Here is a 24948-nt window from a genome sequence, read left to right on the forward strand (position 1 = left end):
GTCGATGTCGAGCTGATCGTGCCGATCGCCATGGAAGAGAAGCTGCGCTTCGCCATCCGTGAAGGCGGCCGTACCGTCGGTGCCGGCATCGTCGTCACCATCAAAGAGTAATTTGGACTTAACCGATCTGTCGCGGGCGCAGGATTTGCCCGCGCCGCGCCAGAACAAGGAAGTGACGCATGAACGGACAGAATATCCGCATCCGCCTGAAGGCGTTTGATCACCGCGTGCTCGACGCCTCGACGAAAGAAATCGTGTCGACGGCCAAGCGCACCGGAGCAAACGTCCGCGGCCCCATTCCGCTGCCGACGCGGATCGAAAAGTTCACGGTCAACCGGTCGCCTCACGTCGACAAGAAGAGCCGCGAGCAGTTCGAGATGCGCACGCACAAGCGTCTGCTCGACATCGTCGATCCGACCCCGCAGACGGTCGATGCTTTGATGAAGCTCGATCTGGCCGCCGGTGTCGACGTCGAGATCAAGCTCTAAGGGAATGAGAGCGCGGTAAGGGGCGGTGCCCCTGGCCCGGAACTCTAAAGGAATTGAACCGATGCGTTCAGGTGTGATTGCAAAGAAGGTGGGAATGACCCGCATCTATAATGATGCCGGGGAACATGTTCCCGTCACCGTTCTCCAGATGGAGAACTGCCAGGTCGTGGCTCAGCGCACGCAGGAGAAGAACGGCTATACGGCCGTCCAGCTCGGCGTTGGCCTTGCCAAGGTGAAGAACACGTCGAAGGCGATGCGCGGCCATTTCGCGACCGCTTCCGTCGAGCCGAAGGCGAAGGTCGCCGAGTTCCGCGTCTCCGCCGACAACATGATCGATGTCGGCGCCGAGATCACCGTCGAGCACTTCGTCGCCGGCCAGAAGGTCGATGTGACGGGCACGACGATCGGCAAGGGTTTCCAGGGCGTCATCAAGCGCCATCACATGGGTGGTGGCCGCGCGACGCACGGTAACTCGGTTTCGCACCGTACGCACGGTTCGACCGGCCAGCGTCAGGATCCGGGCAAAGTGTTCAAGGGCAAGCATATGGCTGGCCACATGGGCGACACCCGCGTCACCACACAGAATGTCGAGATCGTTTCGACCGACGCCGATCGCGGCCTGATCCTGATCCGCGGTGCGGTTCCCGGATCGAAGGGCGCCTGGATCCTGGTCCGCGATGCGGCCAAGGTGGCACTGCCGGCCAATGCGCCGAAGCCTGCCGCGATCCGCCCGGTTGCTGCAGCGAGCGCTGCCACGAACGAGGCTCCGGCCGCAGAGGGAGCAGAATAATGGATCTCAAGATCACAACGCTTGGCGGCAAGGACGCCGGCAAGGTGAAACTCTCCGAGGAGATTTTCGGCCTTGATCCGCGCGAGGACATCCTGCAGCGCGTCGTGCGCTGGCAGCTGGCCAAGCGCCAGCAGGGCACGCACAAGGCCAAGGGCCGCGCCGAAATCGCGCGCACCGGCGCCAAGATGTACAAGCAGAAGGGTACGGGCCGCGCCCGTCACCATTCGGCACGCGCTCCGCAGTTCCGCGGCGGCGGCAAGGCCCACGGCCCGGTCGTTCGCAGCCACGAGCACGATCTGCCGAAGAAGGTGCGCGCTCTGGGCTTGCGGCATGCTCTCTCGGCCAAGGCCAAGAGCGCGTCGATCATCATCATCGACGAGCTGAAGCTGACCGAGGCCAAGACGAAGGCGCTGATCGCGAATTTCGCGACGCTGGGCCTGACCAACGCCTTGGTGATCGGCGGTGCCGAGCTTGACCAGAACTTCAAGCTGGCGGCGACCAACATCCCGAACATCGACGTGCTGCCCATCCAGGGCATCAACGTCTACGACATTCTGCGCCGCGGCACGCTGGTCCTTTCGAAGGCCGCCGTCGAGGCTCTCGAGGAGCGCTTTAAATGACCGACCTCCGTCATTACGACGTGATCGTCTCGCCGGCGATCACCGAAAAGTCGACCATGGCTTCCGAGAACAACCAGGTTGTTTTCAACGTCGCCAAGAAGGCGTCGAAGCCGGAAATCAAGGCTGCTGTCGAAGCGCTGTTTGGCGTCAAGGTTACGGCCGTGAACACGCTTGTCCGCAAGGGCAAGATCAAGCGCTTCCGCGGCACGATCGGCCGCCAGAGCGACGTCAAGAAGGCGATCGTGACGCTGGCCGACGGCCAGTCGATCGACGTCGCGACGGGTCTCTGAGCTAGGCCGCGAGGACAGAAACATGGCACTTAAAAAATTCAACCCGGTAACGCCGAGCACCCGCCAGCTGGTCATCGTCGACCGCTCGGGCCTCTACAAGGGCAAGCCCGTCAAGGGCCTGACCGAAGGCCTGACCAAGTCGGGCGGCCGCAACAATCACGGCCGCATCACGGCCCGCTTCATCGGCGGCGGTCACAAGCGTTCGTACCGCATCATCGACTTCAAGCGCCGCAAGTTCGACGTCGTCGGCACGGTCGAGCGCATTGAATACGATCCGAACCGCACCGCCTTCATCGCGCTGATCAAGTATGACGATGGCGAGCTGTCCTACATCATCGCTCCGCAGCGCCTTGCCGCCGGCGATAAGATCGTGGCCGGCGAATCGGTCGACGTGAAGCCGGGCAATGCGATGCCGCTGGCCTCGATGCCGGTCGGCACGATCGTCCACAACATCGAGCTGAAGCCGGGCAAGGGCGCCCAGGTTGCCCGCTCGGCGGGTGGCTACGGCCAGCTGGTCGGTCGCGACCAGGGCATGGCGATCCTGCGCCTCAATTCGGGCGAGCAGCGTGTCGTTCACGGCTCCTGCATGGCCACCGTCGGCGCCGTGTCGAACCCCGACCACGGCAACATCAACGACGGCAAGGCCGGCCGCACGGTCTGGCGCGGCAAGCGCCCGCACAATCGCGGCGTGACCATGAACCCGGTCGACCATCCGCATGGCGGTGGTGAAGGCCGCACCTCCGGTGGCCGTCATCCGGTCAGCCCGTGGGGCAAGCCGACCAAGGGCAAGAAGACGCGGTCCAACAAGGCGACCGACNCGACCGACAAGTTCATCCTGCGCTCGCGCCATCAGCGCAAGAGCTAAGAAGAGGTAACGCCAAGTGACTCGTTCTATTTGGAAAGGCCCCTTCATCGACGGCTACCTTCTCAAGAAGGTGGACAAGGTTCGTGAAGGTGGTCGCAATGAGGTGATCAAGATGTGGAGCCGTCGCTCCACCATCCTGCCGCAGTTCGTCGGCTTCACCTTCGGTGTCTACAACGGCCAGAAGCATGTTCCCGTCTCGGTGAACGAGGACATGGTCGGTCACAAGTTCGGTGAATTCGCTCCGACCCGGACCTATTACGGTCACGGCGCGGATAAGAAGGCGAAGAGGAAATAATCATGGGCAAGGCCAAAGCTCCGCGCAGGCTTGCTGACAACGAAGCGCGCGCCGTTCTGCGCACGATCCGTATCAGCCCGCAGAAGCTGAACCTGGTTGCCGCGCTGATCCGCGGCAAGAAGGTCGCGACAGCGCTTTCCGACCTCGAATTCTCGGCCAAGCGGATTTCCGGCACGGTCAAGAAGACGCTGGAATCGGCGATCGCCAACGCGGAAAACAACCACGACCTCGACGTCGATGCGCTGATCGTGGCGGAAGCCTATGTCGGCAAGTCGATCGTCATGAAGCGGTTCCATGCTCGTGGCCGCGGTCGCGCCAGCCGTATCGAGAAGCCGTTCTCGCACCTCACGATCGTCGTTCGTGAAGTCGAAGAAAAAGGGGAGGCCGCATAATGGGTCAGAAAGTCAATCCGATCGGTCTGCGCCTCGGCATCAACCGCACCTGGGATTCGCGCTGGTTCGCGAACACCGGCGAGTACGGCAAGCTGCTGCATGAGGACATCAAGATCCGCAAGTATCTTGAGAAGGAACTCAAGCAGGCTGCGATCTCCAAGGTCGTGATCGAGCGTCCGCACAAGAAGTGCCGCGTCACCATCCATGCGGCGCGTCCGGGTCTGATCATCGGCAAGAAGGGCGCCGACATCGAGAAGCTTCGCAAGAAGCTGATGGAGATGACGAAGTCCGAGACGCACTTGAACATCGTTGAAGTGCGCAAGCCGGAAATCGACGCGACCCTGGTCGCCCAGTCGATCGCCCAGCAGCTCGAGCGTCGTATCGCGTTCCGCCGCGCCATGAAGCGCGCCGTTCAGTCGGCCATGCGCCTGGGCGCCGAAGGCATCCGCATCAACTGCGCCGGCCGTCTCGGCGGCGCCGAGATTGCACGCATGGAATGGTACCGCGAAGGCCGCGTGCCGCTGCATACGCTGCGCGCCGATGTCGACTATGGCACGGCCGAAGCGCATACGGCTTACGGCATCTGCGGCGTCAAGGTCTGGGTGTTCAAGGGCGAAATCCTCGAGCACGATCCGATGGCTTCGGAGCGTCGCGCGACCGAGGGTGATGCTGCGCATGGCGGTGGTGGTGATCGCGAACGCGGTCGTCGTCGCGAAAACGCCTGATTATTTAGGAATTTGGAGTTAGAACGATGCTGCAGCCAAAGCGCACAAAGTTCCGCAAGCAGTTCAAGGGCCGTATCCATGGTACCGCAAAGGGCGGCACCAACCTGGATTTCGGTGGTTTCGGGCTGAAGGCGCTGGAGCCGAACCGCGTCACCGCGCGTGAGATCGAGGCGGCCCGCCGCGCGATCACTCGTGAGATGAAGCGTGCCGGCCGCGTGTGGATCCGTATTTTCCCTGATGTGCCGGTGACGTCGAAGCCGACCGAAGTGCGCATGGGCAAGGGCAAGGGCGCTGTCGATTACTGGGCGGCGCGCGTCAAGCCGGGCCGCATCATGTTCGAGATCGACGGCGTCAACGAAGAAACCGCCCGTGAGGCGCTGCGTCTCGGCGCGGCCAAGCTCTCGGTCAGGACGCGCTTCGTACAGCGCATCGCAGAATAAGGACGGGCTGATCATGAAAGCCGAAGACATCCGGACGAAGACCCAGGACCAGCTGACCGACGATCTGGCCAGCCTGAAGAAGGAGCAGTTCAACCTGCGCTTCCAGAAGGCCACCGGCCAGCTCGAGAAGACCGCGCGCGTGCGGCAGGTTCGCAAGGACATTGCGCGTATCAAGACCATCGCTGCGGAAAAGTCCGCGGCCAAGAAGGCTTAAGGACGAAAATCATGCCAAAGCGCATTCTGCAGGGCACTGTCGTCAGCGACAAGAACGAGAAGACGGTAGTCGTCAAGGTCGAACGGCGCTTCACGCATCCCGTGATGAAGAAGACCGTGCGCATGACCAAGAAGTACAAGGCGCACGACGAGAACAACGCCCACAAGGTCGGCGATCAGGTGTTCATCCAGGAATCGAAGCCGATTTCCAAGGACAAGCGCTGGATCGTCGTGTCTTCGGACCAGGCGTAACAAACCGAATTTTGGACAGACCGGGGAGGGGCTTTGAGCCCGTCCCGTTAGAAGAGAAGAAGGCGGCCAGTCATGATTCAGATGCAAACAAACCTCGACGTCGCGGATAATTCCGGCGCCCGTCGTGTCATGTGCATCAAGGTGCTGGGCGGCTCGAAGCGGAAATACGCTTCCGTAGGCGACATCATCGTGGTGTCGATCAAGGAAGCCATTCCGCGCGGCCGCGTTAAGAAGGGCGATGTGATGAAGGCGGTCGTGGTTCGCACGGCCAAGGACATCCGCCGCCCGGACGGCAGCGTGATCCGTTTCGACAAGAACGCGGCCGTTCTCGTCGACAACAAGAAAGAGCCGATCGGCACGCGTATCTTCGGACCGGTTCCGCGCGAACTCCGCGCCAAGAACCACATGAAGATCATCTCGCTCGCGCCTGAAGTGCTGTAAGGAGCCGGACCAATGCAAAAGATTAGAAAAGGCGACAAGGTCGTCGTGCTGGCCGGCAAGGACAAGGGCCGTTCGGGCGAAGTCCTCTCGGTTCAGCCGAAGGAAGACACCGCGCTGGTGCGCGGCGTCAACATGATCCGTCGTCACCAGAAGCAGTCCCAGTCCCAAGAGGGCGGGATCATCACCAAGGAAGCGCCGATCCAGCTGTCGAACATCGCGCTCGCCGACCCCAAGGATGGCAAGCCGACCCGCGTCGGCTTCATCTTCCAGAAGGACGGCAAGAAGGTGCGCGTCGCCAAGCGCTCGGGAGAAGTCATCAATGGCTAAGGCTCAAACCACGAAGCCCAAGGCTGAAAGCAAACAGTCCAAGGCCCAGAACACGCCGCGCCTCAAGCAGGTCTACAACGAGACCATCCGCAAGGCGCTGCAGGAGCAGTTCGGCTACGAGAACGAGATGCAGGTTCCGCGCATCGACAAGATCGTGCTGAACATGGGCGTCGGCGAAGCGACCGCGGATTCGAAGAAGCCTTCGATCGCGGCCGAAGACCTGGCGATGATCGCCGGCCAGAAGGCCGTCGTCACCCGCGCCCGTAATTCGATCGCCGGCTTCAAGGTCCGCGAGAAGATGCCGATCGGCGCCAAGGTCACGCTGCGCAAGGAACGCATGTACGAGTTCCTCGACCGTCTCGTGAACATCGCACTGCCGCGCGTCCGCGACTTTCGCGGACTGAATCCGAAGAGCTTCGATGGCCGTGGCAACTACGCCATGGGCATCAAGGAACACATCGTGTTCCCGGAGATCAACTACGACAAGGTTGATCAGATCTGGGGCATGGACGTCATCGTTTGTACGACTGCGAAGACGGACGACGAAGCCAGGGCATTGCTCAAGGCCTTCAACTTCCCCTTCCGCCAGTAACGGCAGCGAGAAAAGGAAAAATCTGAAATGGCAAAGACCAGCTCAGTCGAGAAGAACAACAGGCGCCGCAAGCTTGCCGACCAGTACGGTCCCAAGCGCGCAGCGCTCAAGGCGATCATCATGGACCAGTCCAAGCCGATGGAAGAGCGTTTCCGCGCTCAGCTGAAGCTTGCTGCCCTGCCGCGCAACTCGGCCAAGATCCGCATCCGCAACCGCTGCGAAGTTACCGGCCGTCCGCGCGCCTATTATCGCAAGCTCAAAGTATCGCGCATCGCGCTTCGTGATCTCGGCAATAACGGCCAGATCCCGGGCCTGGTCAAGTCGAGCTGGTAAGGAGGACATAACATGTCATTGAGCGATCCTCTCGGCGATATGCTGACCCGCATCCGCAACGCGTATGGCCGTAAGAAGTCGAGCGTTTCGACGCCGGCGTCGCGCCTGCGTACCCGCGTCCTCGACGTGCTGAAGGCTGAAGGCTATATCCGCGACTACAGCCAGACCGACTTCGACAACGGCAAGTCCGAAATCGAAATCGAGCTGAAGTATTTCGACGGTGCTCCGGTCGTGCGCGAAATCGCCCGCGTCTCGAAGCCTGGCCGCCGCGTTTACGTTTCGGCCAAGTCGATCCCGCACGTCGCCAACGGCCTCGGCATCGCCATCCTTTCGACGCCGAAGGGCGTGATGGCCGATCACGAAGCACGCGAACAGAATGTCGGCGGCGAAATCCTCTGCCAGATTTTCTAATTCGGCAGACCTGAAACAAGAGAAGTGACGAGGACAACCAAATGTCTCGTATTGGAAAGAAACCCGTTTCGCTGCCGCAGGGCGTGACCGCGACCGTCAACGGCCAGACCGTGACGGCGAAGGGCCCCAAGGGCGAGCTGAAGTTCGTGGTGAACGACGAAGTGCTGGTCAAGATGGAAGGCAGCGAAATCGCTGTCCAGCCGCGCGACCAGACCAAGACCGCCCGCTCCAAGTGGGGCATGTCGCGCACGCAGATCGTCAACATCCTGCAGGGCGTCAAGGACGGTTTCGAGAAGAAGCTCGAGATCACCGGCGTCGGCTATCGCGCGGCACTTCAGGGCAAGAACCTGCAGCTGGCGCTTGGCTTCAGCCACGACGTCGTTTACGAGACGCCGGCCGGCATCACGATCACTGTGCCGAAGCCGACGGAAATCACCGTGACCGGCATCGACAAGCAGCAGGTCGGCCAGGTTGCCGCCGAGATTCGCGAGTATCGCGGTCCCGAGCCCTACAAGGGCAAGGGTGTCCGCTATGCCGGCGAGAAGATCGTCCGCAAGGAAGGCAAGAAGAAGTAGTAGGCCTGGCCCCGAAAAGTTGCAGACTTTTCGGAAAAGGCCAAGCCAAAGAAGTGCAACGCCGCGGGGAGCGGTCGCGGGAGGCGCTTTCGCCTACCGCACATGGCGGCCCCCGTTTTTTGAAGGCAAGGAAGACTATCATGGCTACCAAGGAATCCATCCAGCGCCGCGCGCACCGCGTTCGCCGTCAGATCAAGAAGGTCGCCGGCGAGCGCCCGCGTCTTTCGGTCCACCGCACGTCGAAGAACATTTACGTGCAGGTCATCGACGACGCCAAGGGCCACACCATCGCGGCTGCATCGACGCTCGAGAAGGACATCAAGGGTTCGCTCAAGACCGGTGCCGACACCGAGGCTGCGGCTGCGATCGGCAAGCTGATCGCCGAGCGCGCCACCAAGGCCGGCGTCAAGGAAGTCGTCTTCGACCGCGGCGCCTACATCTATCACGGCCGCGTCAAGGCGCTGGCCGAGGCTGCCCGTGAAGGCGGTTTGAGCTTCTAATTCTAAAAAGACTTCGCCCCCGGCAACCCACAGAGGTGCCGGATCTTATCAGCAACCGTGCTTCCGGAAAAAAACAAGGAACAGGATATGGCACAGGAACGTAGGGATGGCGGCCGCGGCCGCGATCGTGAAGAACGCGATGACGGGATGGTGGACAAGCTCGTCCACATCAACCGCGTCGCCAAGGTCGTCAAGGGCGGCCGTCGCTTCGGTTTTGCAGCACTCGTCGTCGTCGGCGACCAGAAGGGCCGCGTCGGCTTCGGTCACGGCAAGGCGCGCGAAGTGCCGGAAGCGATCCGCAAGGCAACTGAGTCGGCCAAGCGCGACATGATTTTCGTGCCGCTGCGCTCGGGCCGCACGCTGCACCACGACGTCGAAGGACGCTGGGGCGCCGGACGCGTGCTGCTGCGCGCTGCCAAGCAGGGTACCGGCATCATCGCCGGCGGCCCGATGCGCGCTGTCTTCGAGACGCTCGGCATGCATGACGTGGTCGCCAAGTCGATGGGTTCGTCGAACCCCTACAACATGGTTCGTGCCACATTCGACGCGCTGAAGAGCCAGATGCATCCCAAGGATGTGGCTGCTGCACGCGGCATCAAGTATTCGACCCTTCAGGCCCGCCGCGGCACCGCCGTTGCGGCTGAAGAATAGTCGATCTGACCAGGGATTTTGACCATGGCCAAGAAAGCAACCAAGACCATCACCGTTGAGCAGATCGGTTCGCCGATCCGCCGCCCGAAGGAACAGCGCGCGACGCTGGTCGGCCTCGGCCTCAACAAGATGCACAAGCAGCGCACTCTGGAGGACACTCCCTCGGTGCGCGGCATGATCGCTGCCGTCCAGCATCTCGTCCGCGTCGTGGACGAGGGCTGAGCAAAAGCGCAGGAGAACCCAGATGAAACTCAACGATCTGCGTGACAAGGACGGCGCGACGCACTCCAAGAAGCGTCTCGGCCGTGGCATCGGCTCCGGCTCGGGCAAGACCGGCGGTCGCGGCGTCAAGGGCCAGAAGGCGCGCTCCGGCGTTGCCATCAACGGCTTCGAGGGCGGCCAGATGCCGCTCTATCGGCGCCTGCCGAAGCGTGGCTTCAATAACATCTTCGCCAAGAGCTTTGTCGTCGTGTCGCTGGCTCGTATCCAGACGGCGCTCGATGCCAAGAAGCTTGACGCCAAGGCGACCGTGACGGCCGAGGCGCTCGTTGCCGCCGGCGTCATCCGCCGCGTCAAGGACGGCGTGCGCATCCTCTCGGACGGCGAGCTCAAGGCAAAGCTTGCCTTCGACGTCGCCGGCGCCTCCAAGGCCGCGATCGAGAAGATCGAAAAGGCCGGCGGTTCGGTCAAGCTGCCGGAAGCGGCAGCGGAGTAACGGCAATTTGAAGCGCGGTCGGCAGGAACGGTATCCGTTTTTGTTCATGATTGCGCTTTGATCCAATCAATTAGGCGGCCGCGTCAACGCGGCCGCTTGCATGTTTAGAGCCCGGAGCTTATCTCGTGAGCTTCGGTGCCACGCGCCGCCTGAGCTGCGGGCATCGAGCGTGACATACAAATCAAAGAAGTAGCGCATGACGTTGTCCGAAAACCGCTTCACACTTTTCGGCATCATGCTCTAGCGGAGAATCAGGCATGGCTTCGGCTGCTGAACAACTAGCCTCGAATCTGAACTTTGCGGCTTTCGCCAAGGCGGAGGACCTGAAGAAGCGAATCTGGTTCACCGTCGGCGCGCTGCTCGTCTATCGCCTCGGCACCTATATCCCGCTGCCCGGCATCAATCCGGATGCATTCGCGCAGGCCTTCTCTTCGCAGGCCAAGGGCGTGCTCGGCATGTTCAATATGTTCGCCGGCGGCGCCGTGCAGCGCATGGCGATCTTCGCGCTCGGCATCATGCCTTACATCTCAGCCTCCATCATCATGCAGCTGATGACCTCGGTCATTCCGTCGCTGGAAGCGCTGAAAAAGGAAGGCGAGCAGGGCCGCAAGGTCATCAACCAGTACACGCGCTACGGCACGGTACTCCTGGCGCTGGTGCAGGCCTACGGCATTTCAGTGGGCCTGGAAGGCGGCAACGGCATCGTCAACGATCCCGGCATGTTCTTCCGCATCTCGACCGTCGTCACGCTGGTTGGCGGCACCATGTTCCTGATGTGGCTGGGCGAGCAGATCACCGCCCGCGGCATCGGCAACGGCATTTCGCTGATCATTTTCTCCGGCATCGTCGCCGGCCTGCCGCGCGCCATCTCCGGCACGCTGGAGCTCGGCCGCACCGGCGCCCTATCGACCGGGCTGATACTCGCGATCATCGTGCTGGCCATCATCGTCATCGCGCTGATCGTGTTCTTCGAGCGCGCGCAGCGCCGCCTGCTGATCCAGTATCCGAAGCGCCAGGTCGGCAACCGCATGTTCCAGGGCGACACCTCGCATCTGCCGCTGAAGCTCAACACGTCGGGCGTCATTCCGCCGATCTTCGCGTCGTCGCTGCTTTTGCTGCCGGCAACGGTCGCCGGCTTCTCGCAGACGACAAACCTGCCGGCCTGGGCAAGCACCGTGCTCGCTTCGCTCGGCCACGGCCAGCCGCTCTACATGCTGTTCTATGCGGCAATGATCGTGTTCTTCGCCTTCTTCTACACGGCCATCGTGTTCAATCCGAAGGACACCGCCGACCAGCTCAAGAAGCATTCCGGGTTCATTCCGGGCTACCGTCCGGGTGAGCGCACCGCCGATTACATCGACTATGTCCTGACGCGCATCACCGTCGTCGGCGCCATCTATCTGGTGCTGGTGTGCCTGCTGCCCGAGTTCCTGATTTCGGCGACTGGCGTACCATTCTACCTCGGTGGCACATCGCTTCTGATCGTGGTCAGTGTAACCCTCGATACGGTGGCGCAGATCCAGGGTCACCTGATCGCGCACCAGTATGAGGGCCTGATCAAGAAGTCGAAGCTGCGCGGGGGGAAGAAGGCCAGATGAGATTGATATTGCTTGGGCCGCCAGGAGCGGGCAAGGGGACGCAAGCACAAAGACTGGTAGAAAAATACGGCATACCGCAGCTGTCGACGGGCGACATGCTGCGGGCCGCCGTACAGGCCGGCACTGAAGTCGGCAAGCGCGCCAAGGCGGTGATGGATGCCGGCGAGCTGGTTTCCGACGCCATTGTCAACGCGATCGTGGCCGAGCGCATCGACCAGCCCGATTGCACCAACGGTTTCATCCTCGACGGATATCCGCGCACGCTGGTGCAGGCTGATGCGGTTGAATCGATGCTCGCCGAGCGCGGCATTGCCCTCGATGCCGTGATCGAGTTCGTCGTCGACGACAAAGCGTTGGTCGGCCGCATCGTCAAGCGCGCCGACGACGCCAAGGCCGCCGGACAGCCGGTGCGCAAGGACGACAATCCGGTGGTGTTCGAAGAGCGCCTGCGGGAATATTACAAGAAGACGGCGCCGCTGATCGGCTATTATTACGCCAAACGCTCGCTTAGGAGTGTCGACGGCATGGCTCCTGTCGACACCGTGACGGCGGAGATTGAAGCGCTGCTCGCGGCGGTGACGCGGGAGACCGTTACGGTAAAGTAAAGATTGCGCTTGACTGGAACGGTTCGCTGGGTTATGGCGGCCCGTCTTCCTATCAGGCATGAGGCTTGCTTGTCCGCAAGGGCAAGGCAGCCGCATTGAAACTAGGGAACTCCCGCAAGGGCCGGCCTCCACCGGACGCGGGGTAATTTGAACAGCGCCGCGCATGCCTTGTTTTGAAGGCCGGCCGGTCCCACATGGAGAAGAGAAGAATATGGCTCGTATAGCCGGCGTCAACATTCCGACCAACAAGCGCGTCGTCATTGCGCTTCAGTACATTCACGGCATTGGCAAGAAGTTCGCCCAGGAGATCGTCGACAAGGTCGGCATCCCGGCCGAGCGCCGCGTCAACCAGTTGACCGACGCGGAAGTGCTGCAGATCCGCGAGACCATCGACCGCGACTACCAGGTCGAAGGCGACCTGCGCCGCGAAGTGTCGATGAACATCAAGCGTCTCATGGACCTCGGCTGCTACCGCGGTCTGCGTCACCGCCGTTCGCTGCCGGTTCGCGGCCAGCGCACGCACACCAATGCACGCACCCGCAAGGGCCCGGCCAAGTCGATCGCCGGCAAGAAGAAGTAAGTGAGCGAATAGCGAGTAGCCATTAGCGAGTAGGGGTCCCTATTCGCTAGTCCCTATTCACTACTCGCTTTCAAAGGTGGAGCCGCTGGCATTACGGCGGTGTAGAGATCAACTGAAAGGACTATCATGGCCAAGGAAGCCGCTCGTGTTCGCCGTCGCGAACGCAAGAACATCTCGTCGGGCGTTGCCCACGTCAATTCGACCTTCAACAACACGATGATCACCATCACCGACGCGCAGGGCAATTCCATTGCCTGGTCGTCGGCCGGTGCCCAGGGCTTCAAGGGTTCGCGCAAGTCGACCCCGTTCGCCGCCCAGATGGCTGCCGAAGACGTCGCCAAGAAGGCCCAGGAACACGGCATGCGCATGCTCGAAGTCGAGGTCTGCGGACCCGGCTCCGGTCGTGAATCGGCGCTTCGCGCCCTGCAGGCGGCCGGCTTCACCATCACTTCGATCCGTGATGTGACGCCGATCCCGCACAATGGCTGCCGCCCGCGTAAGAAGCGCCGCGTCTAAGACATTACCGAACGCCGCGCGAGCGCCTCAAGGCGCTCCTCCACGGCACTCCAGGTCGCCCGCCACGATTGGATGGTGGCGGGTCAACGGAAGGAAAGCATCATGATCCAGAAAAATTGGCAGGAACTGATCAAGCCGAACAAGATCGAGTTCTCGTCGAAGAAGAAGACGCTGACCACGCTGGTCGCCGAGCCGCTCGAGCGTGGCTTCGGCCTGACGCTCGGCAACGCGCTGCGCCGCGTGCTTTTGTCTTCGCTGCGCGGTGCGGCTGTCACCGCCGTGCAGATCGACGGCGTTCTGCATGAATTCTCGTCGATTGCCGGCGTGCGTGAGGACGTGACCGACATCGTCCTCAACATCAAGGAAATCGCCATCCGCATGGAAGGCGATGGTCCCAAGCGCATGGTCGTTCGCAAGCAGGGCCCGGGTGCGGTTCTGGCTGGCGACATCCAGACGGTTGGCGACGTCGAGATCCTCAACCCCGACCACGTCATCTGCACGCTGGACGAGGGCGCTGAAATCCGTATGGAATTCACAGTCGACACCGGCAAGGGTTACGTGCCGGCAGACCGCAACCGCGCCGAAGACGCGCCGATCGGCCTGATCCCGGTCGACAGCCTGTATTCGCCGGTCAAGAAGGTCTCCTACAAGGTCGAGAACACCCGCGAGGGCCAGGTTCTCGACTATGACAAGCTGACCATGACCATCGAGACCGACGGTTCGATCTCGGGCGAGGACGCGGTGGCATTCGCTGCCCGCATCCTGCAGGACCAGCTTGGCCTGTTCGTCAATTTCGACGAGCCGCAGAAGGAAGTCGCCACCGAGGCCGTCACCGAGCTCGCCTTCAACCCGGCGCTGCTCAAGAAGGTGGACGAGCTCGAGCTTTCGGTGCGTTCGGCCAACTGCCTGAAGAACGACAACATCGTCTACATCGGCGATCTCATCCAGAAGACCGAAGCCGAGATGCTGCGCACCCCGAACTTCGGCCGCAAGTCGCTGAACGAGATCAAAGAAGTGCTCGCGGCGATGGGCCTGCACCTCGGCATGGAAGTGCCGGACTGGCCGCCGGAAAACATCGAAGACCTCGCCAAGCGTTACGAAGACCAATATTGAGCATGAAGTCCAAGGATCGGCGGCGTGGGCCGCTCGATCCGACGGTCATGCGGAAAACCATCAGAGGCCGTGGCCTCTTGAACAACTGAAGAAGGAAAAGAGCCATGCGCCACGGTTTTAAAGGCCGCCGCTTCGCCAGAAGCATTAGCCATCGCAAGTCGATGTTCGCCAACCTCGCCGTGTCGCTGCTCGAGCACGAACAGATCGTCACCACCCTGCCGAAGGCGAAGGATTTGCGTCCGATCGTCGAGAAGCTGGTGACGCTCGGCAAGCGCGGCGACCTGCATGCGCGCCGCCAGGTCATTGCCCAGATCGGCAATGAAGGCGTCGTCAAGCGTCTGTTCGACACCATCGCGCCGCGCTACGCCACCCGCAATGGCGGCTATCTGCGCATCATGAAGGCCGGCTTCCGCCACGGCGACAATGCCGCCATGGCAGTCATCGAGTTCGTCGATCGCGACACCTCGGCCAAGGGCGCCGGCGACCGCGCCCGCATCGAGGCCGAAGGCACCGACGAGGAAGCCGCTGCCGCATAAGGCTCGGTTTTTCAGGAATGACTTCAAGGGGCCTTCGGGCCCCTTTTTGTTACCGGCGTCCTACGTTTAGCGTGTCTTACGTTTAGCGAGTAAGCATCAGGTAGTCGCGACCGCTAAGCAGATTCCAATTGAAGGCGCCGGGGATCTCTTCGAACGCCGGTTGGGGATAGGAATAGATACTGTCGAGGGTGGCGCGGGAATCTATATCGCTGACCACTCGCGACACGGTGGAATTGGTCAGGTATTTTTGGGCGTCCCCATCTTCGATGAAGTCTGTATCGACTCGGAAATGAATCTGAACGGGACCCGCGCAGATGTTCAGCAATATTTCGTCGCTCAAGGCGGCGTAGAACACCGCTGCCTCTTCTGGAGCCCAAAGGCCGGCAGTCAAGAATTCCGAAGGTGTCGTCTCTCCACTGAACCCATCCAATGAGAGCACAAGGCGATCGGTGAGAACCTCAAAATCACCTTCGAGATAGCCCGCTTCTTCGATCTGAAACCAGTTCATCCAATGAGGTGCTTCTTCATCAAAGGAAATTTCGAGCTTTCCGAAAGTCCAATAGACCGGAATCGTCTCTGCATGTTCCGTGATCCAGCCGTCAGGCGGACCTAGCATACTGGCGATGTCGATCATTTTCAGAGAAGGGAAAACAGGCCCAAAAGTGCCGGTCTTCAAAAAGTCACGGAATGACAGGAGTTGTTTTTTCATGAAGGTCGACGCAGGTTTTCAGTTTCAAGCCGACCTATAGCTGCTTTGCGGGCCAGAATAATCAGATTTCAGGGGCTTAGCCTTTCATTTTGCACAATCGTCGGGACAATGGCGCCCGACCTGGAGGATTCGGAATGCACTTCAAACGGCTGTTTCTTGTTGCCCTTTGCGCGCTGGCCGCCTTTGCCGCGGCACCGGCCGTGAAAGACGCCCTGGCCGAGGACGCCGCCAAGCCAGCCGATCCGGGGCTCTCCGATGTGCTGACCGACCTCTTGCATGGCGTCGAGGGCGAGAACGGCACCTCCGGTCCCGACAAGCGCGTGCCGTTCGGCCGCGAAGAGGTGCAGCTGTCGTTTGCGCCCCTGGTCAAGCAGACGGCGCCGGCCGTGGTCAATGTCTATGCGTCGCAGACGGCCAAGGTCACGTCGCCCTTTGACGGCGATCCGTTCTTCGAGGAATTTTTCGGCCGCGCGCAGCCGCGCGCGCAATCCTCGCTCGGCTCGGGCGTGCTGGTCGACCCGAGCGGCGTCGTCGTCACCAATTTCCACGTGATCAAGGATGCCGACGAGGTCAAGGTCGCGACCGCCGACGGGCGCGAATTCACCTCGAAGGTCATGCTCAAGGACGAGACGCTCGACCTCGCCGTGCTCAAGATCACCTCCGACAAGCCGTTTCCGGTGATCGCCATCGGCGATTCCGACGCGCTCGAGGTCGGCGACCTGGTGCTGGCCATCGGCAATCCGTTCGGCGTCGGCCAGACCACCACCAGCGGCATCGTTTCGGCGCTTGCCCGCAGCCATATCGGCGTTTCGGATTCGGGCTACTTCATCCAGACCGACGCCGCCATCAATCCCGGCAATTCCGGCGGCGCGCTGATCAACATGGGCGGCCAGCTGGTCGGCATCAACACCGCCATCTACAGCCGCAGCGGCGGCTCGATCGGCATCGGCTTTGCCATCCCCGCCAACATGGTGCGCGCCTTCGCCGACGCGGCCAAGGCCGGGCTCGATTTCTTCGAGCGGCCCTATATAGGCGCCGAATTCGAAGCGGTCACACCGCAGATCGCCGAATCGCTCGGCATGGAGAAGCCGACCGGCGCGCTGGTGTCGTCGGTTGAGGAAGCCGGACCGGCGGCCAAGGCAGGGCTGAAGCCCGGCGATGTCGTGCTGCAGCTCAATGGCACGACGGTCGAAGGCATCGAGGCGCTGGATTACCGCATGGCGACCCTGTCGATCGGCACCAAGGCGACCTTCGCCATCCTGAGCAAGGGCCAGCAGGCGACGATGGAGATTGCACTGGAGCGCGCGCCGGAAGGCGCCAAGGCGTCGGAAGTGACCCTGCATGGCCGCAGCCCGTTCTCCGGCGCCAAGGTCGCGGAACTGTCGCCCAGGCTCGCCCAGCGGCTCGGCCTGCGCACCGACCTCAAGGGGGTCACCGTGGTCGACATCAACCGCGATTCGCCGGCCGCCGATTTCGGCTTCCAGCCGGGCGACATCGTGCGCGAGGTGAACGGCACGACGGTCGATACGGCGGCGACACTGGCGCAGCTTGCCCAGCAGGATACACGCTGGTGGCGCTTTACCGTCGAGCGCGGCGGGCAGATACTGCGCCAGGTGTTGCGTTACTGAGGCGATCTTCCCATTTCTGAGGATCGTGCTCCAACCAGAAGACCTAGATGGCCGATCTGTTCAGCGTCGATGAACCGGAAAGAGCGCCGCCCGGCCGGCCTTTGGCCGATCGGCTGCGCCCGAAAAACCTTGGCGAGGTCGTCGGCCAGGAGCATCTGACCGGCCCCGACGGCGCACTGACGCGGCTCATCAACTCCGGTTCGCTCGGCTCGATGATTTTCTGGGGGCCACCCGGCACCGGCAAGACCACCGTGGCGCGGCTGCTGGCCGGCGAGACCAGCCTTGCCTTCGAGCAGATCTCAGCGGTGTTTTCCGGCGTTGCCGATTTGAAGAAAGTGTTCGAGGCGGCAAAGCTGCGTCGCACCAATGGCCGCCAGACGCTGCTGTTCGTCGACGAGATCCATCGCTTCAACCGCGCCCAGCAGGATTCGTTTCTCCCGGTCATGGAGGACGGCACCGTCGTGCTGGTTGGCGCCACGACCGAAAATCCGTCCTTCGAGCTGAACGCCGCGCTTTTGTCGCGCGCGCGGGTACTGGTGTTTCACTCGCTGGGCGAGGAGAGCATCGCCAAGCTGATGACGCGCGCGGAGGAGACGGAGGGCAGGGCGCTGCCGCTCGACGAAGAGGCGCGGGCGATGCTCATCCGCATGAGCGATGGTGACGGCCGGGCCTCGCTGACGCTGGCCGAGGAAGTCTGGCGCGCCGCCAAACCCGGCGAGGTTTTCGATCCCGAAGGGCTGCAGCGCATCGTCCAGCGCCGCGCGCCGATCTATGACAAGGGCCAGGACGGTCACTACAATCTGATCTCCGCGCTGCACAAATCGGTGCGTGGGTCCGACCCGGACGCGGCGCTTTATTATCTTGCCCGCATGTTCGACGCCGGCGAGGATCCACTCTATCTCGGCCGCCGGCTGGTGCGCATGGCGATGGAGGATATCGGGCTGGCCGACCCGCAGGCGCTGGTTATCGCCAACGCCGCCAAGGACGCCTACGACTATCTCGGCTCGCCCGAAGGCGAACTGGCCTTCGCCGAGGCCACCGTCTATCTCGCCACCGCGCCCAAATCCAACGCCGTCTATACCGCCTTCAAGGCAGCCACGCGGGCGGCGAAGGAGTTCGGTTCGCTGCTGCCGCCCAAGCACATCCTCAACGCGCCGACCAAGCTGATGAAAGAGGAGGATTACGGCGCCGGCTACCGCTACGATCACGACCAGCCCGATGCCTTTTCCGGCCAGGACTATTTCCCCGAAAAGATGGGCCGGCAGACCTTTTACGATCCGCCCGAACGCGGCTTCGAGCGCGATATCAAGAAACGGCTGGACTATTGGGCAAAGCTGCGCAGCGAGCGGGAAAAATAGGTGCGCGGGACAAACGTGACGAACTCGGCCTGCCCGCGATGAACTGAAATTCTGTCCCCGCCAGTCACAGCAGTGTGATTGTACCGCATGACAAAAAGCCCTATCACGTCGCATGACTCGGCCGGGAGGCTGCCAGGACGGGCGATAATTCGGAACGGGGACAGCGCGCCGCGCGAACAGAAAATGACAAAATCCCTTCGCAAAACGCTTCGCCAGGCTGTGATTGCTGTCCCGCTGCTCGCGCTCGGCTTCTATTTCATTCCGATCCTGACCACGATCTGGATCGTCTGCGGCCTGATCGATGTGCTGCGCAACGCCAACAAGGATCTGTCGCTGTTGCGCGGCTATTTCCTCGGCAATGGCATCTTCACCTGGCTGCTGTCGCCCTTCAATCTGCTGGTGGACCTCGTTTGCTACAGGAACCCGGGCGTGTGGAAGCTGGAGCAGTTTCCCGCCGATTATCAGCGCGAGGTCAACGAGGTTCTTGACGTCTTCAAGGCGCGCAAGGACGAGATCATCGCCGATATCGACGCCAATTTCGGCACCGGTCGTCGCGGCATGTATGTCTATCAGTGGTACGGCAAGCACCGGATCGACAATGTCGCGGAATTCAACAAGGATTTCAAATACATCAAGACCATTGCCGTATCTGTCTTCAGAGGCAAGGAATCGACTTCCTGGCATTTCGGACCGCTGCGGCTCAGCCTGCGCATCCTCTACAATCTCTTGCCGGTGAAGGCAGAGGTTTTCGTCGAATGCAACGGCGCGAGGAATTACTGGCACGACAACCCGCTCTATATTTTCGACGACACGCTGCTGCACCGCTCGGTCAACGAGTATGACGGACGCCGCTACTGCGTGTTCATGGACATCATCCGCCCGTCGCCGTTCCCCGGTTTCATCGCCGGACTTCTGGCCATCGTTTCGGTCACCGTCGAGCGCATCAATTCCATGTTCTACAAGAACTGGAAGATGATCGGCTCGAGCAAGGCAAAGAAGGTCGAGACGACCTGAGGCGTTGGCCTGAAGGGATTGACCGCACTGCCTTGGCCGGGCAGTAAACGGGCATGTTCAATCTGCTTCTTGTTGTGGTCGGCGGCGGCATCGGCGCCGGCATCCGCCACCTGACCAACATCGGCGCCTTGCGCCTCGTCGGCCCCAACTACCCCTGGGGGACGATGGTGATCAACATCGTCGGCTCCTTTGCCATGGGGCTGTTCGTCGCCGCGCTGATGCGGCGCGGCGGTTCCAATGAGCTCCGGCTGTTCGTCGCCACCGGCGTCCTTGGCGGCTTCACCACCTTCTCCGCCTTTTCGCTCGATTTCGCGACCCTATGGGAGCGCGGAGCGACGCTGCCGGCGTTGGGATATGCGCTGGCCAGCGTCGTTGGCGCCATTATTGCCCTGTTTCTGGGACTTTGGCTCGCAAGAACCGTTTCATAGTGTTATTGCCCCGACCTGGAGCACGCCGCATCCTTTGGACGCGCTGCAGAAACTTTGATCTTGCGCATGATCCTTTCCGAAGGCCGGAGTAGATTTTCGGGGTCACGCGTTAGAAACGGATAAAGCGAAAATCATGGCAGGCGTAGAACAGATCACGGTGGAGGCCGGCGAGGCGGGCATGCGGCTCGATCGCTGGTTCAAGACCCATTTCCCCGGCCTCGGCTTTGGCCATCTGCAGAAGTTGCTGCGCTCGGGCCAGATCCGCGTCGATGGCAGCCGGGTCAAGGCCGACAGCCGTGTCGAGCCCGGCCAGGTGGTGCGTGTGCCGCCGCTCGAGGTCGACAAGAAGGGCGAGAGTGCGCTTACGGGTTACTCGATCCGCAACCAGGGCGACGCCGATGTGCTGGCCAAGATGCTGATCCACGAAGATCCAAAAGTCTTCGTCTTCAACAAGCCGGCGGGCCTGGCGGTGCAAGGCGGCTCGGGCGTCACCCGCAATGTCGACGACATGCTGGAGGCCTGGCGCAGCCAGAAGGGCGAGAAGCCGCGCCTGGTGCACCGGCTCGACCGCGACACATCGGGCGTGCTGGTGGTTGCCCGCACCAGGCTTGCGGCGATGAAGCTTTCCGAGTCATTCCGGGCGCGTGAGACCAAGAAGACCTATTGGGCGCTGGTCAAAGGTGTCCCGCCCAAGCGTGAGGACAAGATCTCGACCTGGCTGATCAAGGAACCGACCGAGGACGGCGACCGCGTGCGCGTGGCAGCCCATGGCGAAAAGGGCGCCGACCACGCCGTGTCCTACTACCGCATCATCGAGCAGGCGGCTCAGACGATGACCTGGCTGGAAATGGAGCCGTACACTGGCCGCACCCACCAGCTGCGCGTTCATGCCGCCTATATCGGCTGCCCGATCCTTGGCGACCCCAAATATTTCGAGGCCGACACCAACTGGGACTTTCCGGGCGGCATTCAGAACCGCCTGCATCTGCATGCGCGCCGCATCGTCATTCCGCACCCGGACAAGGGCGTCATCGACGTCACCGCGCCGATGCCGCCGCATATGCGCCAGAGCTGGAACCTGATCGGCTTCGACGACGCCAGCGCGGAGGACTGACATTGGCCGTTGCCTCGGCATTGGATCGCCGCGATGCGGTCGATCTGGCGGCTGCTTCCATCATGGTCGGGCTGACCTTTTCCTGGGGGCTGAACTATGTCGCCGCCAAGATCTCCTATGCCGGCTTCGATCCGGTTTTCGTCTCGATCGCACGTTCGATCATCGGCGGGCTCTGTGTGCTCGGCTGGTGCTGGCTGCGCGGCATCAGGCTGTTTAAGGCCGACGGGTCGCTTGTCGCCGGCATCATCGTCGGCGTGCTGTTCGGCGTCGAGTTCCTGTGCCTCTATATCGGGCTGGAATACACGACCGTTGCCCGCAACACGCTGCTGGTCAACACCATGCCGTTCTGGGTCCTGATCGGCGGCCATTTCCTGCTCGGTGAGCGTATCAACGCGCGCAAGCTTGGCGGGCTCGTTCTCGCCTTCTGCGGCCTGGTGGCGGTGTTTTCCGACGGGATTGCCGGCGGCACCGAGATGACCTTGATGGGCGATCTGCTCAGCCTCGGCTCCGGTATCCTGTGGGCGGCGACCAGCATCGTCATCAAGCGTTCGAAACTGGTCGAGACCAGTGCCGAGAAATTGCTGCTTTATCAGTTGGCCGGTGCGGCCATTGTCGGTGTCCTGGTGATGCCTTTCGCCGGCCCGCCGATCCGCGCGGTCAGTGCCTTGCCGGCATTGGCGCTGCTGTTCCAGTCGCTCTATATAGTTGCCTTCACCTATGTGCTGTGGTTCTGGCTGCTCAGGCGCTATCCGGCATCGGCCCTGTCGAGCTTCGCTTTCCTGTCGCCGGTGTTCGGCGTCCTCTGCGGCGCTATCATTCTGGGCGAGGCGCCTACGACCAGGATCTTTGTGGCGCTTGGGCTGATCGCTGTCGGCCTGATCATCGTCAACCGGCCGGCGCGCAAGCAGGTACCTGGATAGAAAGTTCGACCATGCGTGACATCCTCAACGACCTCGAAGCGGGAAAGCATCTGTCCGATCCGGATCCGGTCCGCCGCGCCCAGATCCAGATGAAGACGCACCTGCCGAAGCGCTTCTACAAGGACGTGTCGGTCGTAGCTGTGGAGGACGGTTTTGCCGTCCACCTCGATGGCAAGCCGGTGCGCACGCCGGGCAAGGCGCTGCTGGCGCTGCCGACCGAAAACGCCGCCGCCCTGGTCGCCAATGAGTTCGCTGCACAGGGCGAGACCATCGACCCGGTCACGATGCCGGTGCTGCGTCTGGTCAACACCGCCATCGACGGCGTCGCCAGCGGCCCGCAGGCGGTGCTGGAGGACGTCTTGCGCTTCGCCTCGTCCGATCTGACCTGCTACCGCGCCGACGCGCCACAGGGGCTGGTCGAGCGGCAGAACCAGCATTGGGATCCGGTGATCGACTGGGCGAGGGTGACATTAGGGGCTCGATTCAACCTCGCCGAGGGCATTATCCATGTCGAACAGCCGCGCGAGAGCATCGCAGTGCTCGGCGCTCATCTTGCCCAGCGTGCCGAGCCGCTGCGGCTGGCCGCAATCCATGTCATGACTTCGCTGACCGGGTCGGCGCTGCTGGCGCTGGCGGTCGATTACGGCGCGCTCGATGGCGACGCGGCTTGGGCCGCCGGCCATGTCGACGAGGACTGGCAGATCGAGCATTGGGGCCAGGATGCCGAGGCTGTCGCACGCCGCTCGGCCCGCAAACGCGACATGATGGCGGCCGTCGGCCTGCTCGATGCGCTGAAGACCTGATCCTCGGCCTTTGCCGCACTGCACCTAATACCAAAGTCATAAACCCAAGGTCTGTCTGCCTCCGGCGGTCGCTTTCTGTCATTTTTTACGCTGATGGCTGGTTTGAGTCGCGTTCAGAGGGAACGCCGACGATGACGCCCAGCGTCGAAGGCAGACGATTCACGGGAGGACAGTTCAATGGCATTGGCATCGACCGCCGGCGGAGCCAGCCGCGGCATGACACGAGAGGAGAAGAAGGTCATCTTCGCCTCCTCGCTGGGCGCGGTTTTCGAATGGTATGATTTCTATCTCTACGGAGCGTTGGCCGGCGCGATCGGCTTGACCTTCTTCAACTCGTTTCCCGAAAGCACCCGCTACATCTTCACGCTGCTGGTCTTCGCCGCCGGCTTCATCGTGCGCCCGTTCGGCGCGCTGGTGTTCGGCCGCATCGGCGATCTCGTCGGCCGCAAATACACATTCCTTGTCACCATCATGATCATGGGTCTGTCGACTTTCCTTGTCGGCCTGCTTCCGGGTTCAGAGACACTGGGCATTCTGGCGCCGATCCTGTTGATCGCGCTGCGCATGCTGCAGGGCCTGGCGCTTGGCGGTGAGTACGGCGGCGCCGCGACCTATGTCGCGGAACATGCGCCGGATGACCGTCGCGGCTTCTACACGTCATGGATCCAGACGACGGCGACGCTCGGCCTTTTCCTGTCGCTGATTGTCATCCTGCTAGTGCAGAATTCGGTAAGCAAGGACGCCTTCAACGCCTGGGGATGGCGCATTCCGTTCCTGGTCTCGGCTATCCTGCTCGGCATTTCGGTCTGGATCCGGCTGTCGCTTTCGGAATCGCCGACCTTCCTGCGCATGAAGGAGGAGGGCAAGAGTTCCAAGGCGCCGCTGTCGGAAGCCTTCGGCCAATGGAAAAACGCCAAGATCGCCATCCTGGCGCTGTTCGGCCTCACCGCCGGTCAGGCCGTGGTCTGGTACAATGGTCAGTTCTACGCACTGTTCTTCCTGGCCAATGTGCTCAAGGTCGACGCGCAGTCGGTGAACATCATGATCGCCATTGCGCTGGCACTCGGCACGGGCTTCTTCGTCTTCTTCGGCTGGCTGTCCGACAAGATCGGCCGCAAGCCGATCATCATGGCCGGCCTTGCGCTGGCGGTCGTCACCACCTTCCCGCTGTTCAAGGCGTTGACCTGGGCCGCCAATCCGGCGCTCGCCACCGCACAGCAGAACACGCGCGCCACGGTGACGGCGGCTCCGGGAGACTGCAACTTCCAGTTCAATCCGACCGGCACGCGCGTACCGGTCAGTTCGTGCGATATCGCGACCGATTTCCTTGCCAAGAACTCGGTGCCTTACGACATCGTCTCGACGGCGGCGGCGGGGACCCCGGCGAGTGTCATGATCGGCAGCGAAACCGTGGCGTCTTATGATGCCAAGGCCGCAGGCGACAAGAAGGCTGCCAGCGACGCTGCCTTCAAGAAGGGTATCAACCTCGCGCTTCAGGGTGGCGGTTATCCGCTGAAGCGTGCTGCCGCCAAGGTTGCCGACCAGAAGCTCGACGCCTTTGTCGCGGCCAATCCTGAACTGAAGCTCGACGCGGCAGCCATCCGCGCCGGCGAAAAGACCGCAGTCCCGACCGAACAGGCGATCAAGGACAAGGTGCTGACCAAGGACGAAGCCGCGGGCGCCACCGAGGTGACCGTCTACAGCGTTCCGGCAGCGGGCGCGTTCGCGATGTTTGCCGACCCCGCACAGGTCAACTGGGCCAAGGTCATCGGCATCCTGTTCATCCTGGTCCTCTACGTGACCATGGTCTACGGGCCGATCGCGGCGATCCTGGTCGAGATGTTCCCGACACGCATCCGCTACAGCGGCATGTCACTGCCCTATCACATCGGCAATGGTTGGTTCGGCGGCCTGCTGCCCGCGATCGTGTTCGCGTTCAGCGCCTACAAGGGCGATATCTACTATGGCCTTTGGTATCCGGTGGTGATCGCGGCGGTGACGCTGATCATCGGCATGATCTTCGTCAGGGATACGCTCGGCACCGACCTGCATACCAAGCAGTAGCCGACGGCCCTGTATCAAACAAAAAACCCGGCGCGAGCGATCGCGCC

At 62.1% G+C, this 24948-nt stretch carries 36 protein-coding genes and 1 pseudogene; 36 read left to right on the forward strand and 1 reads right to left on the reverse strand.

Features of this window, described 5'->3' with window-relative positions; all coding sequences use genetic code 11:
- The 28 genes and pseudogenes from X751_RS1000000165705 to rplQ all read left to right on the forward strand — a co-directional run.
- Window positions 1-111: pseudogene (locus X751_RS1000000165705) on the forward strand (elongation factor Tu); the annotation flags it as partial.
- A gap of 68 nt (window positions 112-179) precedes the next feature.
- Window positions 180-488 carry a 30S ribosomal protein S10 gene (gene rpsJ / locus X751_RS148075; RefSeq protein WP_010909272.1) on the forward strand — a complete coding sequence of 103 codons (309 nt, stop codon included), beginning with the start codon at window positions 180-182 and terminating at the stop codon, window positions 486-488.
- Between the two features lie 61 nt (window positions 489-549).
- Entirely contained in the window at window positions 550-1278 is a 729-nt protein-coding gene (rplC, locus tag X751_RS148070) for a 50S ribosomal protein L3 (RefSeq protein ID WP_023691244.1), read from the forward strand.
- A complete protein-coding gene (gene rplD, locus X751_RS148065) occupies window positions 1278-1898 on the forward strand; it encodes a 50S ribosomal protein L4 (protein ID WP_023672750.1) in 621 nt (206 codons plus the stop codon). The genes rplC and rplD overlap by 1 nt, the downstream gene beginning before the upstream one ends.
- Entirely contained in the window at window positions 1895-2188 is a 294-nt protein-coding gene (locus X751_RS148060) for a 50S ribosomal protein L23 (RefSeq protein ID WP_023672751.1), read from the forward strand. Before rplD ends, X751_RS148060 begins: the two co-directional genes overlap by 4 nt.
- 22 nt (window positions 2189-2210) lie before the next feature.
- Window positions 2211-3053 carry a 50S ribosomal protein L2 gene (gene rplB / locus X751_RS148055; protein ID WP_023745018.1) on the forward strand — a complete coding sequence of 281 codons (843 nt, stop codon included), beginning with the start codon at window positions 2211-2213 and terminating at the stop codon, window positions 3051-3053.
- A gap of 16 nt (window positions 3054-3069) precedes the next feature.
- Complete coding sequence (gene rpsS, locus X751_RS148050) at window positions 3070-3348, forward strand: 30S ribosomal protein S19 (RefSeq protein ID WP_006205463.1); 279 nt, start codon at window positions 3070-3072, stop codon at window positions 3346-3348.
- A 2-nt stretch (window positions 3349-3350) separates the two neighbouring features.
- Complete coding sequence (gene rplV / locus X751_RS148045; RefSeq protein ID WP_006205462.1) at window positions 3351-3740, forward strand: 50S ribosomal protein L22; 390 nt, start codon at window positions 3351-3353, stop codon at window positions 3738-3740.
- Window positions 3740-4465 (forward strand): 30S ribosomal protein S3, encoded by a 726-nt coding sequence (gene rpsC, locus X751_RS148040; protein WP_023672753.1) that lies wholly within the window; start codon window positions 3740-3742, stop codon window positions 4463-4465. Before rplV ends, rpsC begins: the two co-directional genes overlap by 1 nt.
- Window positions 4466-4491: 26 nt before the next feature.
- Complete coding sequence (gene rplP, locus X751_RS148035; protein ID WP_006205460.1) at window positions 4492-4905, forward strand: 50S ribosomal protein L16; 414 nt, start codon at window positions 4492-4494, stop codon at window positions 4903-4905.
- 13 nt (window positions 4906-4918) lie between these two features.
- Entirely contained in the window at window positions 4919-5119 is a 201-nt protein-coding gene (rpmC, locus tag X751_RS148030; RefSeq protein WP_006205459.1) for a 50S ribosomal protein L29, read from the forward strand.
- An 11-nt stretch (window positions 5120-5130) separates the two neighbouring features.
- Window positions 5131-5370: a 30S ribosomal protein S17 gene (rpsQ, locus tag X751_RS148025; protein WP_010909280.1), complete on the forward strand. Its 240-nt coding sequence runs from the start codon at window positions 5131-5133 to the stop codon at window positions 5368-5370.
- Window positions 5371-5442: 72 nt separating this feature from the next.
- A complete protein-coding gene (rplN, locus tag X751_RS148020) occupies window positions 5443-5811 on the forward strand; it encodes a 50S ribosomal protein L14 (protein ID WP_006205457.1) in 369 nt (122 codons plus the stop codon).
- Window positions 5812-5823: 12 nt separating this feature from the next.
- A complete protein-coding gene (gene rplX, locus X751_RS148015; RefSeq protein ID WP_013531428.1) occupies window positions 5824-6138 on the forward strand; it encodes a 50S ribosomal protein L24 in 315 nt (104 codons plus the stop codon).
- A complete protein-coding gene (gene rplE, locus X751_RS148010; protein WP_023672755.1) occupies window positions 6131-6730 on the forward strand; it encodes a 50S ribosomal protein L5 in 600 nt (199 codons plus the stop codon). Before rplX ends, rplE begins: the two co-directional genes overlap by 8 nt.
- Before the next feature lie 27 nt (window positions 6731-6757).
- Window positions 6758-7063 (forward strand): 30S ribosomal protein S14, encoded by a 306-nt coding sequence (gene rpsN, locus X751_RS148005; RefSeq protein WP_010909282.1) that lies wholly within the window; start codon window positions 6758-6760, stop codon window positions 7061-7063.
- Window positions 7064-7075: 12 nt separating this feature from the next.
- Window positions 7076-7474: a 30S ribosomal protein S8 gene (gene rpsH / locus X751_RS148000; RefSeq protein ID WP_006205453.1), complete on the forward strand. Its 399-nt coding sequence runs from the start codon at window positions 7076-7078 to the stop codon at window positions 7472-7474.
- 41 nt (window positions 7475-7515) lie between these two features.
- Entirely contained in the window at window positions 7516-8049 is a 534-nt protein-coding gene (rplF, locus tag X751_RS147995) for a 50S ribosomal protein L6 (RefSeq protein ID WP_023682603.1), read from the forward strand.
- A 140-nt stretch (window positions 8050-8189) separates the two neighbouring features.
- On the forward strand, window positions 8190-8549 hold the full coding sequence (rplR, locus tag X751_RS147990; protein WP_023726810.1) for a 50S ribosomal protein L18: 360 nt from the start codon (window positions 8190-8192) through the stop codon (window positions 8547-8549).
- An 87-nt stretch (window positions 8550-8636) separates the two neighbouring features.
- Window positions 8637-9200 carry a 30S ribosomal protein S5 gene (gene rpsE / locus X751_RS147985; protein WP_006333394.1) on the forward strand — a complete coding sequence of 188 codons (564 nt, stop codon included), beginning with the start codon at window positions 8637-8639 and terminating at the stop codon, window positions 9198-9200.
- A 24-nt stretch (window positions 9201-9224) separates the two neighbouring features.
- Window positions 9225-9422: a 50S ribosomal protein L30 gene (gene rpmD / locus X751_RS147980; protein ID WP_006205449.1), complete on the forward strand. Its 198-nt coding sequence runs from the start codon at window positions 9225-9227 to the stop codon at window positions 9420-9422.
- 22 nt (window positions 9423-9444) lie between these two features.
- Entirely contained in the window at window positions 9445-9915 is a 471-nt protein-coding gene (gene rplO, locus X751_RS147975) for a 50S ribosomal protein L15 (protein ID WP_023672760.1), read from the forward strand.
- 257 nt (window positions 9916-10172) lie between these two features.
- Entirely contained in the window at window positions 10173-11513 is a 1341-nt protein-coding gene (gene secY / locus X751_RS147970; RefSeq protein WP_023672761.1) for a preprotein translocase subunit SecY, read from the forward strand.
- Entirely contained in the window at window positions 11510-12118 is a 609-nt protein-coding gene (locus X751_RS147965; RefSeq protein WP_023745019.1) for an adenylate kinase, read from the forward strand. The genes secY and X751_RS147965 overlap by 4 nt, the downstream gene beginning before the upstream one ends.
- A 211-nt stretch (window positions 12119-12329) precedes the next feature.
- Entirely contained in the window at window positions 12330-12698 is a 369-nt protein-coding gene (gene rpsM / locus X751_RS147960) for a 30S ribosomal protein S13 (RefSeq protein WP_006205445.1), read from the forward strand.
- Between the two features lie 126 nt (window positions 12699-12824).
- A complete protein-coding gene (gene rpsK, locus X751_RS147955; RefSeq protein WP_006205444.1) occupies window positions 12825-13214 on the forward strand; it encodes a 30S ribosomal protein S11 in 390 nt (129 codons plus the stop codon).
- 102 nt (window positions 13215-13316) lie between these two features.
- The gene (locus X751_RS147950) at window positions 13317-14327 is read left to right on the forward strand and encodes a DNA-directed RNA polymerase subunit alpha (RefSeq protein WP_023682599.1); all 1011 of its coding nucleotides are present in this window, start codon (window positions 13317-13319) and stop codon (window positions 14325-14327) included.
- Between the two features lie 104 nt (window positions 14328-14431).
- Window positions 14432-14863 (forward strand): 50S ribosomal protein L17, encoded by a 432-nt coding sequence (gene rplQ, locus X751_RS147945; RefSeq protein WP_023682598.1) that lies wholly within the window; start codon window positions 14432-14434, stop codon window positions 14861-14863.
- A gap of 82 nt (window positions 14864-14945) precedes the next feature.
- On the opposite strand, the gene X751_RS147940 is transcribed toward rplQ, so the two are convergent.
- On the reverse strand, window positions 14946-15572 hold the full coding sequence (locus X751_RS147940) for a hypothetical protein (RefSeq protein ID WP_023832214.1): 627 nt from the start codon (window positions 15570-15572) through the stop codon (window positions 14946-14948).
- Between the two features lie 134 nt (window positions 15573-15706).
- On the opposite strand from X751_RS147940, the gene X751_RS147935 reads away from it, so the two are divergent.
- The 8 genes from X751_RS147935 to X751_RS147900 all read left to right on the forward strand — a co-directional run bounded on the left by X751_RS147935 (window position 15707) and on the right by X751_RS147900 (window position 24901).
- On the forward strand, window positions 15707-17200 hold the full coding sequence (locus X751_RS147935) for a DegQ family serine endoprotease (RefSeq protein WP_023736687.1): 1494 nt from the start codon (window positions 15707-15709) through the stop codon (window positions 17198-17200).
- A 47-nt stretch (window positions 17201-17247) separates the two neighbouring features.
- Window positions 17248-18558 carry a replication-associated recombination protein A gene (locus X751_RS147930; protein WP_023701776.1) on the forward strand — a complete coding sequence of 437 codons (1311 nt, stop codon included), beginning with the start codon at window positions 17248-17250 and terminating at the stop codon, window positions 18556-18558.
- A 183-nt stretch (window positions 18559-18741) separates the two neighbouring features.
- The gene (locus X751_RS147925) at window positions 18742-19572 is read left to right on the forward strand and encodes an aspartyl/asparaginyl beta-hydroxylase domain-containing protein (protein ID WP_023698807.1); all 831 of its coding nucleotides are present in this window, start codon (window positions 18742-18744) and stop codon (window positions 19570-19572) included.
- A 53-nt stretch (window positions 19573-19625) separates the two neighbouring features.
- Window positions 19626-20000 (forward strand): fluoride efflux transporter CrcB, encoded by a 375-nt coding sequence (gene crcB, locus X751_RS147920; protein ID WP_023745020.1) that lies wholly within the window; start codon window positions 19626-19628, stop codon window positions 19998-20000.
- 133 nt (window positions 20001-20133) lie between these two features.
- Complete coding sequence (locus X751_RS147915) at window positions 20134-21114, forward strand: RluA family pseudouridine synthase (RefSeq protein ID WP_023691252.1); 981 nt, start codon at window positions 20134-20136, stop codon at window positions 21112-21114.
- A 2-nt stretch (window positions 21115-21116) separates the two neighbouring features.
- Window positions 21117-22034 (forward strand): DMT family transporter, encoded by a 918-nt coding sequence (locus tag X751_RS147910; protein WP_023714164.1) that lies wholly within the window; start codon window positions 21117-21119, stop codon window positions 22032-22034.
- Window positions 22035-22045: 11 nt separating this feature from the next.
- The gene (locus tag X751_RS147905) at window positions 22046-22837 is read left to right on the forward strand and encodes an ATP12 family chaperone protein (protein WP_023714165.1); all 792 of its coding nucleotides are present in this window, start codon (window positions 22046-22048) and stop codon (window positions 22835-22837) included.
- Between the two features lie 177 nt (window positions 22838-23014).
- Entirely contained in the window at window positions 23015-24901 is a 1887-nt protein-coding gene (locus X751_RS147900; RefSeq protein ID WP_023682590.1) for an MFS transporter, read from the forward strand.
- Window positions 24902-24948 lie beyond the last annotated feature (47 nt).

The organism is Mesorhizobium sp. LNJC394B00, from assembly GCF_000502555.1.
In the GTDB taxonomy this organism is placed as follows: Bacteria; Pseudomonadota; Alphaproteobacteria; order Rhizobiales; family Rhizobiaceae; genus Mesorhizobium.

Bases quoted from the DNA above. Each gene is read 5' to 3' on its own strand.
- rpsJ (WP_010909272.1), top strand. From the start codon at position 180: ATGAACGGACAGAATATCCGCATCCGCCTGAAGGCGTTTGATCACCGC.
- rplC (WP_023691244.1), top strand. From the start codon at position 550: ATGCGTTCAGGTGTGATTGCAAAGAAGGTGGGAATGACCCGCATCTAT.
- rplD (WP_023672750.1), top strand. From the start codon at position 1,278: ATGGATCTCAAGATCACAACGCTTGGCGGCAAGGACGCCGGCAAGGTG.
- X751_RS148060 (WP_023672751.1), top strand. From the start codon at position 1,895: ATGACCGACCTCCGTCATTACGACGTGATCGTCTCGCCGGCGATCACC.
- rplV (WP_006205462.1), top strand. From the start codon at position 3,351: ATGGGCAAGGCCAAAGCTCCGCGCAGGCTTGCTGACAACGAAGCGCGC.
- rpsC (WP_023672753.1), top strand. From the start codon at position 3,740: ATGGGTCAGAAAGTCAATCCGATCGGTCTGCGCCTCGGCATCAACCGC.
- rplP (WP_006205460.1), top strand. From the start codon at position 4,492: ATGCTGCAGCCAAAGCGCACAAAGTTCCGCAAGCAGTTCAAGGGCCGT.
- rpmC (WP_006205459.1), top strand. From the start codon at position 4,919: ATGAAAGCCGAAGACATCCGGACGAAGACCCAGGACCAGCTGACCGAC.
- rpsQ (WP_010909280.1), top strand. From the start codon at position 5,131: ATGCCAAAGCGCATTCTGCAGGGCACTGTCGTCAGCGACAAGAACGAG.
- rplN (WP_006205457.1), top strand. From the start codon at position 5,443: ATGATTCAGATGCAAACAAACCTCGACGTCGCGGATAATTCCGGCGCC.
- rplX (WP_013531428.1), top strand. From the start codon at position 5,824: ATGCAAAAGATTAGAAAAGGCGACAAGGTCGTCGTGCTGGCCGGCAAG.
- rplE (WP_023672755.1), top strand. From the start codon at position 6,131: ATGGCTAAGGCTCAAACCACGAAGCCCAAGGCTGAAAGCAAACAGTCC.
- rpsN (WP_010909282.1), top strand. From the start codon at position 6,758: ATGGCAAAGACCAGCTCAGTCGAGAAGAACAACAGGCGCCGCAAGCTT.
- rpsH (WP_006205453.1), top strand. From the start codon at position 7,076: ATGTCATTGAGCGATCCTCTCGGCGATATGCTGACCCGCATCCGCAAC.
- rplF (WP_023682603.1), top strand. From the start codon at position 7,516: ATGTCTCGTATTGGAAAGAAACCCGTTTCGCTGCCGCAGGGCGTGACC.
- rplR (WP_023726810.1), top strand. From the start codon at position 8,190: ATGGCTACCAAGGAATCCATCCAGCGCCGCGCGCACCGCGTTCGCCGT.
- rpsE (WP_006333394.1), top strand. From the start codon at position 8,637: ATGGCACAGGAACGTAGGGATGGCGGCCGCGGCCGCGATCGTGAAGAA.
- rpmD (WP_006205449.1), top strand. From the start codon at position 9,225: ATGGCCAAGAAAGCAACCAAGACCATCACCGTTGAGCAGATCGGTTCG.
- rplO (WP_023672760.1), top strand. From the start codon at position 9,445: ATGAAACTCAACGATCTGCGTGACAAGGACGGCGCGACGCACTCCAAG.
- secY (WP_023672761.1), top strand. From the start codon at position 10,173: ATGGCTTCGGCTGCTGAACAACTAGCCTCGAATCTGAACTTTGCGGCT.
- X751_RS147965 (WP_023745019.1), top strand. From the start codon at position 11,510: ATGAGATTGATATTGCTTGGGCCGCCAGGAGCGGGCAAGGGGACGCAA.
- rpsM (WP_006205445.1), top strand. From the start codon at position 12,330: ATGGCTCGTATAGCCGGCGTCAACATTCCGACCAACAAGCGCGTCGTC.
- rpsK (WP_006205444.1), top strand. From the start codon at position 12,825: ATGGCCAAGGAAGCCGCTCGTGTTCGCCGTCGCGAACGCAAGAACATC.
- X751_RS147950 (WP_023682599.1), top strand. From the start codon at position 13,317: ATGATCCAGAAAAATTGGCAGGAACTGATCAAGCCGAACAAGATCGAG.
- rplQ (WP_023682598.1), top strand. From the start codon at position 14,432: ATGCGCCACGGTTTTAAAGGCCGCCGCTTCGCCAGAAGCATTAGCCAT.
- X751_RS147940 (WP_023832214.1), bottom strand. From the start codon at position 15,572: ATGAAAAAACAACTCCTGTCATTCCGTGACTTTTTGAAGACCGGCACT.
- X751_RS147935 (WP_023736687.1), top strand. From the start codon at position 15,707: ATGCACTTCAAACGGCTGTTTCTTGTTGCCCTTTGCGCGCTGGCCGCC.
- X751_RS147930 (WP_023701776.1), top strand. From the start codon at position 17,248: ATGGCCGATCTGTTCAGCGTCGATGAACCGGAAAGAGCGCCGCCCGGC.
- X751_RS147925 (WP_023698807.1), top strand. From the start codon at position 18,742: ATGACAAAATCCCTTCGCAAAACGCTTCGCCAGGCTGTGATTGCTGTC.
- crcB (WP_023745020.1), top strand. From the start codon at position 19,626: ATGTTCAATCTGCTTCTTGTTGTGGTCGGCGGCGGCATCGGCGCCGGC.
- X751_RS147915 (WP_023691252.1), top strand. From the start codon at position 20,134: ATGGCAGGCGTAGAACAGATCACGGTGGAGGCCGGCGAGGCGGGCATG.
- X751_RS147905 (WP_023714165.1), top strand. From the start codon at position 22,046: ATGCGTGACATCCTCAACGACCTCGAAGCGGGAAAGCATCTGTCCGAT.
- X751_RS147900 (WP_023682590.1), top strand. From the start codon at position 23,015: ATGGCATTGGCATCGACCGCCGGCGGAGCCAGCCGCGGCATGACACGA.